Source organism: Streptomyces mayteni, from assembly GCF_054783955.1.
The window spans coordinates 79,429-93,794 of record NZ_BAAGPR010000006.1; the positions used below are offsets into that span (position 1 = coordinate 79,429).

Annotated in this window: 13 protein-coding genes; 6 read left to right on the forward strand and 7 right to left on the reverse strand. The window is 72.0% G+C overall.

The window, feature by feature from the left end:
* The first annotated feature begins 1 nt into the window (after position 1).
* Positions 2–1,186, forward strand: coding sequence for a molecular chaperone DnaJ (dnaJ, locus tag ACYVPE_RS04790; RefSeq protein ID WP_461032111.1), 1,185 nt, complete (start codon positions 2–4; stop codon positions 1,184–1,186).
* Positions 1,187–1,189: 3 nt separating this feature from the next.
* Positions 1,190–1,654, forward strand: a complete 465-nt coding sequence (locus tag ACYVPE_RS04795) for a heat shock protein transcriptional repressor HspR (RefSeq protein WP_461032112.1) — start codon at positions 1,190–1,192, stop codon at positions 1,652–1,654.
* 21 nt (positions 1,655–1,675) lie between these two features.
* On the opposite strand, the gene ACYVPE_RS04800 is transcribed toward ACYVPE_RS04795, so the two are convergent.
* Together ACYVPE_RS04800 and ACYVPE_RS04805 are read right to left on the reverse strand one after the other, a co-directional pair.
* Positions 1,676–2,323 (reverse strand): phosphatase PAP2 family protein, encoded by a 648-nt coding sequence (locus tag ACYVPE_RS04800; protein WP_461032113.1) that lies wholly within the window; start codon positions 2,321–2,323, stop codon positions 1,676–1,678.
* A 39-nt stretch (positions 2,324–2,362) separates the two neighbouring features.
* Positions 2,363–4,339 carry an N-acetylmuramoyl-L-alanine amidase gene (locus tag ACYVPE_RS04805; RefSeq protein ID WP_461032114.1) on the reverse strand — a complete coding sequence of 659 codons (1,977 nt, stop codon included), beginning with the start codon at positions 4,337–4,339 and terminating at the stop codon, positions 2,363–2,365.
* A gap of 304 nt (positions 4,340–4,643) precedes the next feature.
* On the opposite strand from ACYVPE_RS04805, the gene ACYVPE_RS04810 reads away from it, so the two are divergent.
* Positions 4,644–5,423: a trypsin-like serine peptidase gene (locus ACYVPE_RS04810; protein ID WP_461032115.1), complete on the forward strand. Its 780-nt coding sequence runs from the start codon at positions 4,644–4,646 to the stop codon at positions 5,421–5,423.
* Between the two features lie 26 nt (positions 5,424–5,449).
* Here the strand turns inward: ACYVPE_RS04810 and ACYVPE_RS04815 are convergent, their stop codons facing one another.
* Positions 5,450–5,632, reverse strand: coding sequence for a hypothetical protein (locus ACYVPE_RS04815; protein ID WP_461032116.1), 183 nt, complete (start codon positions 5,630–5,632; stop codon positions 5,450–5,452).
* A gap of 151 nt (positions 5,633–5,783) precedes the next feature.
* On the opposite strand from ACYVPE_RS04815, the gene clpB reads away from it, so the two are divergent.
* From clpB to ACYVPE_RS04830, 3 genes are all read left to right on the forward strand, one after another.
* Positions 5,784–8,378, forward strand: coding sequence for an ATP-dependent chaperone ClpB (gene clpB / locus ACYVPE_RS04820; RefSeq protein ID WP_461032117.1), 2,595 nt, complete (start codon positions 5,784–5,786; stop codon positions 8,376–8,378).
* 121 nt (positions 8,379–8,499) lie between these two features.
* The gene (locus ACYVPE_RS04825) at positions 8,500–9,114 is read left to right on the forward strand and encodes a YbjN domain-containing protein (protein WP_461032118.1); all 615 of its coding nucleotides are present in this window, start codon (positions 8,500–8,502) and stop codon (positions 9,112–9,114) included.
* Positions 9,111–9,407, forward strand: coding sequence for an MTH1187 family thiamine-binding protein (locus ACYVPE_RS04830; protein WP_461032119.1), 297 nt, complete (start codon positions 9,111–9,113; stop codon positions 9,405–9,407). The genes ACYVPE_RS04825 and ACYVPE_RS04830 overlap by 4 nt, the downstream gene beginning before the upstream one ends.
* Before the next feature lie 112 nt (positions 9,408–9,519).
* On the opposite strand, the gene ACYVPE_RS04835 is transcribed toward ACYVPE_RS04830, so the two are convergent.
* Genes ACYVPE_RS04835 through ACYVPE_RS04850 form a run of 4 tightly spaced genes read right to left on the reverse strand, consistent with a single transcriptional unit; the run spans position 9,520 to position 14,224 of the window.
* Complete coding sequence (locus ACYVPE_RS04835) at positions 9,520–10,545, reverse strand: ABC transporter ATP-binding protein (RefSeq protein WP_461032120.1); 1,026 nt, start codon at positions 10,543–10,545, stop codon at positions 9,520–9,522.
* Entirely contained in the window at positions 10,542–11,651 is a 1,110-nt protein-coding gene (locus ACYVPE_RS04840; RefSeq protein ID WP_461032121.1) for an ABC transporter ATP-binding protein, read from the reverse strand. The genes ACYVPE_RS04835 and ACYVPE_RS04840 overlap by 4 nt, the downstream gene beginning before the upstream one ends.
* Positions 11,652–11,689: 38 nt before the next feature.
* Positions 11,690–12,700, reverse strand: coding sequence for an ABC transporter permease (locus ACYVPE_RS04845; RefSeq protein WP_461032122.1), 1,011 nt, complete (start codon positions 12,698–12,700; stop codon positions 11,690–11,692).
* Positions 12,701–12,712: 12 nt separating this feature from the next.
* A complete protein-coding gene (locus ACYVPE_RS04850; RefSeq protein ID WP_461032123.1) occupies positions 12,713–14,224 on the reverse strand; it encodes an ABC transporter permease in 1,512 nt (503 codons plus the stop codon).
* Positions 14,225–14,366 lie beyond the last annotated feature (142 nt).

Below are 14,366 nucleotides of genomic sequence, written 5' to 3' on the forward strand. Positions count from 1 at the left end.
GATGAGCACCAAGGACTTCATCGAGAAGGACTACTACAAGGTCCTCGGCGTTCCTCGTGACGCCACCGAGGCCGAGATCAAGAAGGCGTACCGCAAGCTGGCCCGGGAGAACCACCCGGACGCCAACAAGGGGGACGTACGCGCCGAGGACCGCTTCAAGGACGTCTCCGAGGCCTACGACGTGCTCGGGGACGCGAAGCGGCGCAAGGAGTACGACGAGGCGCGTGCTCTCTTCGGCAACGGCGGCTTCCGGCCGGGGCCGGGCGCCGGCGGCCAGTTCAACTTCGACCTGGGCGACCTGTTCGGCGGCCCCCAGGGCACAGGACCGGGCCCCGGCGGGGCGGCCGGTGGCTTCGGCGGCGGCATCGGAGACGTGTTCGGCGGCCTGTTCAACCGGGGCGGCGCGGGCACTCGCACCACTCCGCGCCGGGGCCAGGACATCGAGTCCGAGGTGACCCTCAGCTTCACCGAGGCCGTGTCGGGGGCCACCGTTCCGCTGCGGATGTCGTCCAGCGCGGCGTGCAAGGCGTGTTCCGGCACCGGTGACAAGAACGGCACACCGCGGGTGTGCCCGACGTGTGTCGGCACCGGCCAGGTCAGTCGCGGCGGCGGGGGCGGCTTCTCGCTCACCGACCCGTGCGTGGACTGCAAGGGGCGCGGCCTGATCGCCCAGGATCCGTGTCCGGTCTGCCGCGGCAGCGGGCGGGCCACCAGCTCGCGCACCATGCAGGTGCGTATCCCGGCGGGCGTCGACGACGGCCAGCGGATCCGGTTGCGTGGCAAGGGCGCGCCCGGCGAGCGCGGGGGGCCCAACGGCGACCTGTATGTCGTCGTCCATGTGGACGAACATCCGATATTCGGCAGGCGAGGTGACAATCTCACCATCACCGTGCCCGTCACCTTCCCGGAAGCGGCGCTGGGTGGTGAGATCAAGGTGCCGACGCTCGGTGGTCCTCCCGTCACCCTGAAGTTGCCACCGGGCACCCCGGCCGGCCGCACCATGCGAGCGCGTGGCAAGGGCGCGGTGCGCAAGGACGGCTCCCGGGGCGACCTGTTGGTGACGATCGAGGTCGCGGTACCCCGCGATCTGGGCGACAGGGCGCGCAACGCCCTGGAGGAGTACCGCGCGGCAGCAGAGGGCGAGGATCCTCGGGCAGGGCTGTTCGAGGCCGCGAAGGGAGAGTAAGAGATGGACGGCCGGCACGGACCGAGTAGTAACTCCTATGGGAACCCCTACGAGCTGACCGAAGACACGCCGGTATACGTCATCTCCGTCGCGGCGCAGCTCTCCGGGCTGCATCCGCAGACGCTCAGGCAGTACGACCGGCTCGGGCTGGTCTCGCCGGACCGTACCGCCGGCCGCGGCCGGCGGTACTCGGCGCGCGACATCCAGCTGCTGCGAGAGGTGCAGCGGCTCTCCCAGGACGAGGGCATCAACCTCGCCGGGATCAAGCAGATCATCGCGCTGCAGACCCAGGTCGCGACCCTCCAGGCACAGGTGGCCGAGCTCCAGGCGGCCGTGGAGGGCGCCGCGTTGGCGATGCGTCAGCGGGAGGCGCAGGTGCACGCCTCCTACCGGCGTGACCTGGTGCCCTATCAGGACGTCAGGCAGTCCTCGGCGATCGTCGTCTGGCGGCCCGACCGCGGGCGCTGACCCGACCTGGCCGCCGGGTGGTCACCCCCGCACACCGATCGGCCGGTCGACACCCCGCACCCTGGCCAGGGCGGTGGCGAGCGGCGGGAGCACCAGGGCGGTGAAGGCGACGGCGTAGAGCCAGCCCGCGAGGATGTCGGTGGCCCAGTGCACGCCGAGGTAGACCCGGCTGGCGCCGACCAGCACGGCCCAGACGGCGGGGAGGCCGTACGCGAGGGCGCGGGGGAGATGGCGCGACAGCACCAGGGCGAAGCCGATGGCGATCATGCCGGACGTGGCGGCGTGCCCCGAGGGCATCGAAGGGTTGTCCGGGTGGGTGAGCCAGTCGGCGACCGGGGGGCGAGGCCGGCCCAGCCAGTTGACCAGTAGCCAGCGGAACAGCATCCCCACCAGCAGGGTGCCGAGGCCGACCACCGCGCCCAGCCACCATCGGCGCGGGATCGCCAGCGCGCCGGCGATCGCGCCCAGGGCCATGGCGGGAGGGCCGCTGCCGGTGTCGGTGATCGCCTTGAAGGTGGTGGTCCAGGCGGGGCTTCGGTGGTCGACGGCCCAGTCGTGCAGCCTGGAGTCCAGCGCGAAGGGCGCGCCGCCCCTGACCGCCACGGTGATCATGAGCGCGGCCAGCACGGCGGCGGCCAGGGCGGCGATGACGAGCGGTCGGCGGGGCATCGTCCCCATCGTAACGAGCCCCGCCGACCGCCGGGTTGGTCAGTGTCCCGACCAGCCGAGCTCCACGTCGGCCGCGCGGACGAAGCCGATCCGGTGGCCGAGCTGGATCTGGTAGTACCTCTCGCCCCGCACCACCTGGTGGTCGGCCGGGTCGAAGGTGACGGCCCGGTAGTACTCGCTGTCGGTGCGCAGCCCGACCGCGTACTCCTGGTCGGCCGGGATCTCGTAGGCGAGCGGCACCACCGACTGCACCGGGACGTCCGCCGGGTAGGCCGTGGCCTCCGGGTAGGCGCGGCCGTAGACCGGGATGGTCGTCGCGCCCGGCTTGCCGGTGACGACCGGGCCCTGGGCGTTGACGGCGGTCGGCGCGTCGGCCGGGTTGTGGAACCAGGCCTCCTGGCCCAGGTACCAGACGGCCGTCCACTCACCCTCGCGGTCGGCTACCGCGAAGGTCTGGCCGGCCGAGGCCCGGGCGCCCACGTCGTTCACGCCGGTCGAGGACTCGCCGCCGCCCGGGTGGGTGGCGATGTCGCGGACCAGCGGCGCGTCGTGGCTCGGGGCGGTGTACAGCCGGACGGCGCCCGAGCCGTGCGGCTCGCAAGCGGCGCCGGTGCCGCCGCAGTTCACGTAGGAGGGGGTGTTGGAGTCGTAGTCCGGCGCGATGGTGACCAGGCCGCCGCGCGGGCCGGCCGTGGCGTGGAAGGGGGCGCCGAGGAGATCGAAGTAGTGCGACCAGTCCCAGTAGGGGCCGGGGTCGGTGTGCATGCCGGAGACGTTGGCGTTGGTCGGGCCCTGGACGTTGTCGTGGCCGATGATGTGCTGCCGGTCGAGCGGGATGTCGTACGCGCGGGCCAGGTACCGCACCAGGCGGGCCGAGGTGCGGTACATCGCCTCCGTGTACCAGGCGTCGGGATCGGTGAGGAAGCCCTCGTGTTCGAGGCCGATGGACTTGGCGTTGACGTACCAGTTGCCGGCGTGCCAGCCGACGTCCCTGGTGGGGAGGTGCTGCGCGATCTGGCCGTCCGAGGAGCGCAGGCTGTAGTGCCAGGAGACGTAGGTCGGGTCCTGCACCAGGTCGAGCGTGGTCTCCCAGGTGGCCTCGGTGTCGTGGATGACGATGTAGTCGACGTCCTGCGAGTTCGGCCGGTCGGCGAGGTCGTGGTTGCCGTAGTCGCCGTCGCCCAGCTCCTGGTAGGGGGCGGGGATCCAGTCGCAGGCCACGCTCCGCGGGCACTCCACCTCGGGGGCACGGCCCTGGCTCGGCAGGCCGAGCGCGTCGACGGTCGCGGTGTCGGGCGTGACGTCGGCGGGGGCCAGGACGACTCGCTGGCCGCTGTCGGTGACGCGGGTGGCGCCGGTGGCGATCAGGTCGTAGACGTCGTCCGCGAAGACCTGGGCCGCCTCCCGGGTCTCGGCGCCCGCGTAGCCGGCGACGGCGGCGTACCAGTCGGCGGGGTCGTCGCTGAGCGGGGCGCCGAGTTGGCGTTGGGTCTGGGCGAGGAGCGCGGCGCCGCCGGCGACGTTGGCGGCCTCGCTGGCGCGGAGCTCGTCGGCGGGGATCCCGGTCAGGTCCGCGGCGCGCGGCAGGGTGCGCGCCGCGGGTGCGCGCACCGCCGCCTGCTCGGCCACGGCGGCGGCCATCGTCGCGGTCGCGGCCGCGGTCGCGTCCTCGGCCCGGTCACCCGTGGCGACGGCCGAGACCGGGCGGGAGTCGTCGCCGCGCGGGTCCTCGGCGCCGTCCGTGTGGTGCCCGTGGCCGGCGGACTCGGCGAGCGCGGTGGCCGCGTCCGTCAGGTGCATCGGGCCGTAGCCGCCCGAGACGCTGGCCGCGCCGCGGTGGCCGTCCCAGCGCGACTCCAGGTAGGCGACGCCGAGCAGCACGCTCTCCGGCACGTCGTACCGGTCGGCGGCCTCGGCGAACGCGGACTGGAGCGCGGTGTCGTCGGAGTCCGCGGCGGCGGGTGGGCCGGTCAGCAGCAGGGGCAGGGCGACGGCCGTGGCCGCGGTGGCGGCCATGGCGATCAGGCGGGTTCTGGGTGCTCGTCCTCGCAAGTCGGCCTCCGGAGGTAGTGGGCATGGGCATGCTCGTGGTGCCGGATAACGCCGTCAATGCGCCTCGGATAACCGGGAGTTGCACGTCAGGGCGGTGGGTGCGGGGTTTCGCCATGACGAGTGTGTCGCCTGCGGCGCGGCAGTGGTCCACACCGGTGGCGCGGCGGCGGGCTTTGCTGGATCTTTACCGGTCGGCGGCCCCGGCACCGCCACTCCATCGGCTGACGGCGGCTGGACAGGCCCACCGCGCGGCTCCCAGGGTGTCCGTATGAAAACTCCGCTGCTGTCGATCCTCGCCGCGGTCTCGCTGGCCGGGCTCTCCGCGCCGCCGACGGCCGCGGCCGCCGAGCGGTGGGACGGCGGCACGGTCGCCACCGTGGGCAAGATCATCTGGGACGCCGGTGGCGGCCGGCTCGGCCTCTGCTCGGGCGCCGTCGTGGACGCGCCCAACGGCAGCGTGGTGGCCACCGCCGCGCACTGCGCGCGGACCAGGGAGAACCCGGATCCGCCGCGCGAGGCGTGGTTCGTGCCCGGGTACGACCACGACGAGGACGACTACCGGGAGGACGGCTGGCGCATCGCCTCCTGGCGTACCCCGGAGGGCTGGGACGTCAGCCGGGAGACGGTGGAGGTGCTGCCGCACGACTACGCCTTCCTCACGCTGGCGAAGAAGAACGGCCGGACGGTGCAGGAGGCGCAGGGCGCCAACCGGCTGGTGTTCGAGCCGGTGACGGAGGGCCGGCGGGTCGCGGCGCTCGGCTACCCGGCGGCCGACCCCTACGACGGGGAGTCGCTGCGCTACTGCGAGGGCGACACCGACGTGCTGGGCCCTGGCGAGGCCCAGGAGCCCAACGTGGGCGGTCTGGTGCTCGACGACTGCGATCTGACCGCCGGGTCGAGCGGCGGGCCGTGGATGCAGGACTTCGCGGCCGATGGCCAGTCGGGGACGGTGGTCGCGGTGATGTCGGTGGGCAGCGCCGACGGGCACGTGGTGGGCCGGCCGTTCCCCGAGGAGGCGCGGGAGCTGTTCGCCGCCGCCGGCGACTGAGCCGGGCCGGCCGGGGGCCAGCCGGGTCAGCCGGGGCAGCCGGGTAAGCGGACGGCGCCGGTGTCCGGCGCGAAGCCGAAGGGGTCGGGCAGCGGGTGGGGGGTGGGGGCGCCGAAGCGGGCGGAGACGACCTCCCTGTGGTCGTCCCTCAGCGGCTGGCTGAACGGGCTGACGGTCTCGTGGCCTCGATCCACCACCACCATCGGCACGCCCGCCGGCCCTCCATGCCGGGGTGCCTCAGGACAAGATCCTCTTCACCCGAAAGGGGGCAGGCGAAGGAGTGGACGAATTGCGGGTTGAGTGGCGTAGACTCAACTTATCGCACGTTGTCATTAGCAGCTACAGGGAGGCGTCGCGGAAGTGAACGGGGAGCTGACCAACCGAAGCCGGGAGGCGATCAGCGCGGCCAACGATCGGGCGTTGGCCGACGGGCACCCGGACATCACTCCGGCTCATCTGCTGCTCGCCCTGCTCTCCGGGCAGGAGAACGAGAACATCCAGGACCTGCTCGCGTCCGTCGACGCCGACCAGGCCGCGCTCCGTTCCGGTGCCGAGCGGGTGCTCGGCGCGCTGCCGAGCGTCCAGGGCTCCTCCGTCGCCAAGCCCCAGCCGAACCGGGAGACGCTGTCCGTCCTCTCGGACGCCGCTCAGCGGGCCAAGGAGCTGGGCGACTCGTTCCTCTCCACCGAGCACCTGCTGATCGGCCTCGCGGCGCGCGGCGGGGCTGTCGGGGAGCTGTTGGCCCGCCAGGGCGCCACCGACAAGAAGCTGCTGGCCGCGTTCCAGCGTGGCCGCGGCGGGCAGCGGGTCACCAGCCCCGATCCCGAGGGCACCTACAAGGCCCTGGAGAAGTTCGGCACCGACTTCACCGCCGCCGCCCGCGAGGGCCGGCTCGACCCGGTGATCGGGCGGGACCACGAGATCCGCCGCGTCGTGCAGGTGCTCTCCCGCCGCACCAAGAACAACCCGGTGCTGATCGGCGAGCCGGGCGTCGGCAAGACCGCCGTCGTCGAGGGGCTGGCCCAGCGCATCGTCAAGGGGGACGTCCCCGAGTCGCTGAAGAACAAGCGGCTGGTCTCGCTCGACCTCGGCGCCATGGTGGCCGGCGCCAAGTACCGGGGCGAGTTCGAGGAGCGGCTGAAGTCCGTCCTCGGCGAGATCAAGGAGAGCGACGGTCGGATCATCACCTTCATCGACGAGCTGCACACGGTCGTCGGCGCGGGCGCCGGTGCCGACTCGGCGATGGACGCGGGCAACATGCTGAAGCCCATGCTGGCCCGCGGCGAGCTGCGGATGGTCGGCGCCACCACGCTCGACGAGTACCGCGAGCGCATCGAGAAGGACGCGGCGCTCGAGCGGCGCTTCCAGCAGGTGCTGGTGGCCGAGCCGGGCGTGGAGGACTCCATCGCCATCCTGCGTGGGCTCAAGGGCCGCTACGAGGCCCACCACAAGGTGCAGATCGCCGACGGCGCGCTGGTCGCGGCCGCCGCGCTCTCCGACCGGTACATCACCTCGCGCTTCCTGCCCGACAAGGCGATCGACCTGGTGGACGAGGCCGCGTCCCGGCTCCGGATGGAGATCGACTCCTCGCCGGTCCAGATCGACGAGCTCCAGCGCTCCGTCGACCGGCTGAGGATGGAGGAGATGGCGCTGGCCGGCGAGTCGGACGTCTCGTCCCGGGCGCGGCTCGAGCGGATCCGGCGGGAGCTGGCCGACCGCGACGAGGAGCTGCGCGGCCTGACCGCCCGCTGGGAGAAGGAGAAGGAGAGCCTCAACCGGGTCGGCGAGCTCAAGGAGCGTCTCGACGAGACGCGTGGCCTGGCCGAGCGCGCCCAGCGGGACGGCGACTTCGAGACCGCGTCCAAGCTGCTGTACGCCGAGATCCCGGCGCTGGAGCGGGAGCTGGCCGCCGCCTCCGAGGCGGAGGCCGAGGCGGCCGGGTCCACCATGGTCAAGGAGGAGGTCGGCCCCGACGACATCGCCGACGTCGTCTCCGCCTGGACGGGCATCCCGGCCGGCCGGCTGCTCGAGGGCGAGACGGAGAAGCTGCTGCGGATGGAGGAGGAGCTCGGCCGGCGGCTGATCGGCCAGAGCGAGGCCGTCCAGGCCGTGTCGGACGCGGTGCGGCGCAGCCGCGCCGGGGTCGCCGACCCGGACCGGCCCACCGGCTCCTTCCTCTTCCTCGGCCCCACGGGCGTCGGCAAGACGGAGCTGGCCAAGGCGCTGGCCGACTTCCTCTTCGACGACGAGCGGGCCATGGTCCGCATCGACATGAGCGAGTACAGCGAGAAGCACTCCGTGGCCCGGCTGGTCGGGGCGCCCCCCGGCTATGTGGGATACGAGGAGGGCGGCCAGCTCACGGAGGCGGTCCGCCGCCGCCCCTACACCGTGGTGCTGCTCGACGAGGTGGAGAAGGCGCACCACGAGGTCTTCGACATCCTGCTCCAGGTGCTGGACGACGGCCGGCTGACCGACGGTCAGGGCCGCACGGTCGACTTCCGCAACACCATCCTCATCCTCACCTCCAACCTCGGCAGCCAGCACCTGATCGACCCGCTGGCCAAGCCGTCCGAGCAGCGGGAGGAGGTCCTGGCCGCGGTGCGGGCGGCCTTCCGGCCCGAGTTCCTGAACCGGCTCGACGACCTCGTGGTGTTCGGCGTGCTGACCGGCGGCGAGCTGGGCCGGATCGCCCGGTTGCAGATCGACGCGTTGCAGCGGCGGCTCGACGACCGGCGGCTCACGTTGGAGGTCACCGAGCTGGGGCTGCGCTGGCTGGCCGACGAGGGCAACGACCCGGCGTACGGCGCCCGGCCGCTGCGGCGCCTGGTGCAGACGGCGATCGGCGACCCGCTGGCCCGGCGGATCCTGTCCGGCGAGGTGCGGGACGGCGACACGGTCCGGGTGGACGCCAGTCCGGACGGGGGGCTGCGGCTGGACGTCGCCGAGCGCGACTGACCGGGCCTGGTGACGGGCCTCGGCAGGCCGGGCTCGCGGGCCGTACCACTGGTTGCCACGTCCCGGGAGTGATGGGGGAGTATGGGGAGAGCCTTCGAAACCCTATGAAGGGACTTATCCCGTGTCTGTCGACCCGTCCGCAATCCCGAACTTCGGGGGCCAGCCCGGCCGCCAGTCCGGCGGTCAACAAGGTGGCCAGCAAGGCGGCCAACCGCAGCAGGCGCGCAAGCCGGCGGGGCCGATCATGCCGAACAAGGAGCTGATCAAGCAGCTGCTCGACCGGATGAAGCTGAAGTACGTGGAGGACAAGCAGGGCGACCTGGTGGCGCCCTGGAAGGACTTCCGCACCTACTTCCTGTTCCGCGGCGAGGAGCAGCAGCGGATCCTGTCGGTGCGGACCTTCTACGACCGGCCGCACACCATCGACGACAAGCCGCGGCTGCTGGAGAGCGCCAACGAGTGGAACCACACCACGCTCTGGCCCAAGGTGTACACGCACACCAACGACGACGGCTCGGTGCGGCTGATCGGCGAGGTGCAGATGCTGATCGGGGCCGGCGTCGGCTTCGACCACTTCGTGGCGAGCCTGGTCAGCTGGGTCCGGGCCTCGGTCGAGTTCGACCGGTGGCTGGTCGAGCGCCTCGGCCTGGAGAAGGACGCCGAGTCCTCCGAGGAGCAGGACACCAACGACGGCGACGGTGACGCCGAGGGCGGCGCCGGGGGCGGTGCCGCGTGATCGTCGCGTTCTCGGTGACGCCCATCGGCGCCGGCGAGGACGTCGCGGAGGACGTCGCGGCGGCCGTGCGGGTGGTCAGGGAGAGCGGGCTGCCGCACCGCACCGACGCGATGTTCACCTCCATCGAAGGTGAGTGGGACGAGGTGATGGCGGTGGTGAAGGCCGCCGTCGAGGCCGTGCGGGAGCGGGGCGTGAGCCGGGTCAGCCTGGTGCTGAAGGCCGACGTGCGGGACGGCGTCACCGACGGCCTGACGGCCAAGGTCCGGCGGATCGACGAACTGCTCGAGGGCTGAGCGCCGGGAGCGCCGGGAGCTTGTCGGCTCCCTGCCTCCCTGCCTCCCTGCCCTCCTTGTCTCCCCGGCCCCCACCCCGTGGCCCGCCCGGGCCGCGGGGTGGGGAGGCCGATCAGGCGGCGGGAGCGGCCGTGGCCGCCTCCTCGGGGAAGTGGCAGGCCACCGGGTGGGCCGTGCCGCGGTCCTCGAGGACGGGCTCCTCCGTGGCGCAGATGTCCTGGGCCTTCCAGCAGCGGGTGCGGAAGCGGCAGCCGCTTGGCGGCGACAGCGGGCTCGGCACGTCCCCGGTCAGCACCGTGCGCCGGCGCGCCCGTTCCCGCTTCGGGTCGGCCAGCGGGGCCGCCGACAGCAGGGCCTGGGTGTAGGGGTGGCTCGGGCGTTCGTAGACGTCCCTCCTGGTGCCGGTCTCCACCACCTTGCCCAGGTACATCACCGCGACCCGGTCCGAGATGTGCCGCACCACCGACAGGTCGTGGGCGATGAAGACATAGGCCACGCCAAGCCGGTCCTGGAGGTCCTCCAGCAGGTTGACGACGCCCGCCTGCACCGACACGTCGAGCGCCGAGACGGGCTCGTCGAGCACCAGCAGCTTGGGGTCGAGCGCCAGCGCCCTGGCGATGCCGATGCGCTGCCGCTGGCCGCCGGAGAACTCGTGCGGGTAGCGGTTGCCGTGCTCCGGGCTCAGGCCCACCAGTTCGAGCAGCTCGGCCACCCGCGCCTTGCCGCCCTCGCGCCAGACGCCCTGCACCTTCAGCGGTTCGGCGACGATGTCGTTCACCGGCAGCCTCGGGTTGAGCGAGGCGTACGGGTCCTGGAAGACCATGCCGGCCTTCCGCTGCACCGGCCGCAGCTGGGTCGCCGACAGGCCGGTGATCTCCTGGCCGTCGAAGGTCACCGAGCCGGAGGTCGGCTTGAGCAGCTGGAGCACGGCCCGCCCGGTGGTGGACTTGCCACAGCCGGACTCGCCCACCACGCCGAGGGTCTCGCCCGCCGCGACGGAGAACGACACCCCGCTGACCGCCTGCACCTGCCCCACCACCCGGCGGAGCAGCCCGCCGCCGCGCACCGGGAAGTTGACCACCAGATCGGTGACCTTCAACAGCTCGGGTGCGGACGGAACGTCGGTCCGCGTGCTCATCGGGCCTCCTCTGGGCCGGCCGTGCGGAAGAACGCGGTGGCGTCCTCGGCCTCGGCGAGGGTGTCGCTGTGGTGGCAGGCGGCCAGGTGGCCGTCGCCCACGGCCGCGAGCTCCGGCTCGCCCGACCGGCACTCGTCTGTCGCCAGCGGGCAGCGCGGCGAGAACGGGCAGCCGGCCGGCAGGTGGATCAGCGAGGGCGGGGTGCCGCCGATCGGCCGCAGCCGCCCGTCCCGCTCGCCCTCCAGGGAGGGGATGGAGCCGAGCAGCCCCGCGGTGTACGGCATCCGCGGCTCGTAGAACACCTGGTCGGTCGAGCCGACCTCCACCGGCTTGCCGGCGTACATCACCAGGGTGCGGTGCGCCATGCCCGCGATCACGCCGAGGTCGTGGGTGATCATCAGGATCGCCGCGTTGACCTCGTCCTTGACCTCGAGCAGCTTCTCCAGGATCTGCGCCTGGACGGTGACGTCGAGGGCCGTCGTCGGCTCGTCCGCGATGATCACGTCCGGGTCGTTGATGATCGCCATCGCGATCATCACCCGCTGCCGCATGCCGCCGGAGAACTCGTGCGGATAGGACCGCAACCGTCGGTCGGCCTGCGGGATGCCCACCAGGTCGAGCATCTCCTTCGCCCGGCCCAGCGCCTGCTTGCGCGGCACCAGGTGGTGCGCGAGCACGGCCTCGGCGAGCTGGTCGCCGACCGTGCGCACCGGGTTGAGCGAGGTCATCGGGTCCTGGAAGATCATCGCGATCTTCCGGCCGCGCAGCGAGCGCTGCTCGTTGGGCCGCATCGTCAGCAGGTCCTGGCCGCGGTAGCGGATGCTGCCGCGGATCCGCGCGTTCTTGGGCAGCAGGCCCATCACGGCCATCGACGAGACCGACTTGCCCGAGCCCGACTCGCCCACGATGCCGAGCACCTCGCGGGCGTGCAGCGTGTAGCTGATGCCGCGGACGGCCCGCACCACGCCGTCGTCGGTCGGGAACTCGACGGTCAGGTTCTCGACCGTCAGGATCTCCTCGTCCGCCGGCGGCCGCGAGTCGGCCAGGGTCCTGGCCTGGTGCACGTCCTCGGCGGCCTCGGTGACGTTGGCGGCCGTCTCCGGCACGCTCGTCGCGGGGGGGACAGGTGGGGTTAGGGAAGACATCAGTCACGCACCCGGGTCTGTCGGGGGTCGAAGGCGTCACGCAGCCCGTCGCCGATGAAGTTGATCGACAGGGCGATGCCGATGATGAAAACGCCCGGCCAGTAGAAGAGCCAGGGCCGCACCGTGAGCGCCGTGCGGTAGTCGCTGATCAGCCGGCCGAGCGAGGTGTCGGGCGCCTGCACGCCGAGCCCCAGGAAGGAGAGCGCGGTCTCGGTCAGCACCGCGCTGGCGATCATCAGCGTCGCGGAGACGATGATCACGCCCATGGTGTTGGGCAGGATGTGCTTGAAGATGATCCGCCGGGAGCGGGTGCCCACCGAGCGCGCCGCCTCCACGTACTCCTTCTCGCGCAGCGAGAGCACCTCGCCGCGCACCAGCCGGGCGATCTGCGTCCACAGGCACAGGCCGAGGAAGACCGCGAAGATCACGATGCCGCGCCCGGCGACGATGACGCCGATCAGCCCGGCGATCAGCAGGGTCGGGATGGCGATCACCACGTCGGTGATCCGCATCAGCACCGACTCGGTCCAGCCGCGGAAGTAGCCGGCCACCGCGCCGATCAGGGTGCCGACCAGGGTGGCGACCAGGCCGGTGAGGAGCGCGATCACCAGCGACACCTGGGTGCCGCGCATGGTGAGGGCGAAGTAGTCGCGGCCGATGTTGTCCTGGCCGAAGGGGTGTTCGCCGAGGTGGACCCCGCCGCCGCCGAGGAACTCGGGCAGCACGGACAGGGTGGGCCGGCCCGCCGCGACGACCTGACCGGTCTCCGTCGGGTCCTTGTCCCACCAGCCGGGGATCGGCCCGGCGCCGATCGAGGAGACGGCGAGCGTCACCACGATGAAGAACAGGATCATGCCCGCCAGGGCGCCGCGGTGCCGGAGGAACCGGCGCCTGACCAACTGGCCCTGGGAGCGGGCGACGATGGACATGCCCTGCGCGGCGTCCGTGGCCGCGCCGGCGGCCGCCGGGCCCTTCGCCGTCCCGGACGGTTCTGCGTTCTGCGTCGTCATGGCCTTCCCTCCTTAGGACAGCCGGATGCGGGGGTCGAGGAAGGCGTAGGCGATGTCCGCGATCATGTTGAACAGCACGATCGCGCCGCCGGACACCACGAAGAAGGCCATGATCGGCATGGGGTCGCCCTGTTCGATGCCGGTGAAGAGCAGGCTGCCCATCGCCGACCAGCCGAAGACCTGTTCGGTGACCACGGCGCCGCCGACGATGGTGCCGATGTCGTAGGCGATCAGCGTGGTGATCGGGATCAGGCCGTTCCGCAGCACGTGCCGGGTGACCACGGCGCGCTCGCTGAGGCCCTTGGCCCGGCCGGTGCGCACGAAGTCCTGGTTCATCACCTCGAGCATGCTGGCTCGCGTGTAACGGGTGTAGGTGGCCAGGGAGATGAGCACCAGCGCCAGGGTGGGCAGTGCCAGGTGGCCGAACGAGTCGAGGCCGCTCTCCCAGAACGTCCCCTCGTAGTTGGGGGTTTCGGAACCGACCGTGGAGATCGGGCGGCCGCCGACCGACTCGCTGTAGCCGGCGAACGACTGGAGCAGCCGGTCGGTGAAGATCACGGCGCCGGCGAAGAGGCCGGTGAAGACGGTCGCCGGGATGGCGTTGCGCCGGTCCAGGGCGCCGCCGACGTACCAGCCGATGGCGAAGCAGATTCCCACGGTCAGCAGTGCCAGTCCGATAATCGTCGGCAGCTGTGGATTATCCAGTACCGGTTCGAGGGCGAAGTAGGCCACAATGCCGAGGGCGGCGGCGATCAGGGCGGAGCGCAGCGGCGGTCGCCACTCCAGGCCGCTCACCAGGGTGGTGAAACCGACCGCGCCGGCCACCGCGGTGAGGGCGACCACGATCGGGCCGAGGCCCGGGTCGGCGAACCACTCGGCGGCCGACAACACGGCGAGCAGCACGGCCATGGCGCCGGTGCTCGACACGAAGGCGATCAGCCGGGTCCGCCGGTCGCCGAGCACCACGGATCCGCAGAACAGACCGGTGAACAGTGAGATGGCGCCGATGAAGAGGGGGGAGATCACCGGGTCGGCGAGCCAGTCGTTGAAGTCGATGGCGAGGAACTGCTTCAGCAGCGTGCCCACCCAGAAGAGCGGCAGCGAGAAGCAGATGAACGCGACGAAGGTGACGGTCTGGTCGAGCGCCGTGTACTGGCGCAGGGCCGAGATGACGCCGATGCTGATGCCGACGACGATCGAGAGCACGGTCGCGCCGACGATCAGCTGCATGGTGGCCGAGAAGGCCGTCTCCAGCATGCTGTTGACGCTCTGGCCCTGCCGGTTGGTGCCGAGGTCGCCGGTGAGCGCGTCGCTCAGCCAGCGGAAGTAGCGGACGAGTACCGAGTCGTCCAGGTGCATGCGCTCGGTGATTTCGGCGATCTTGCTCTCTCGGGCGCTGTCGGGCAGCCCCCTGGCCTCGGCCAGTGGGTCCCTTACCTGCGTGGAGAGGACGAAGACCAGGACCGAGGACGCGAGGAACACCCAGATCGAGACGAAGAGCCGCCGCGCTATGAAGACGAGCATGGTGCGCTGACTCCAGAGGTTCGGGGGGCGAGGAGAGGCGGGGAAACAGGGGCCCGGTCGCGGCGGCCGCCACCGTACGGAGGTCGTACGACGGCGGGGCCGGAGGGATGGGCTCCCCCCGGCCCCGCACGGGCGCCTGGCA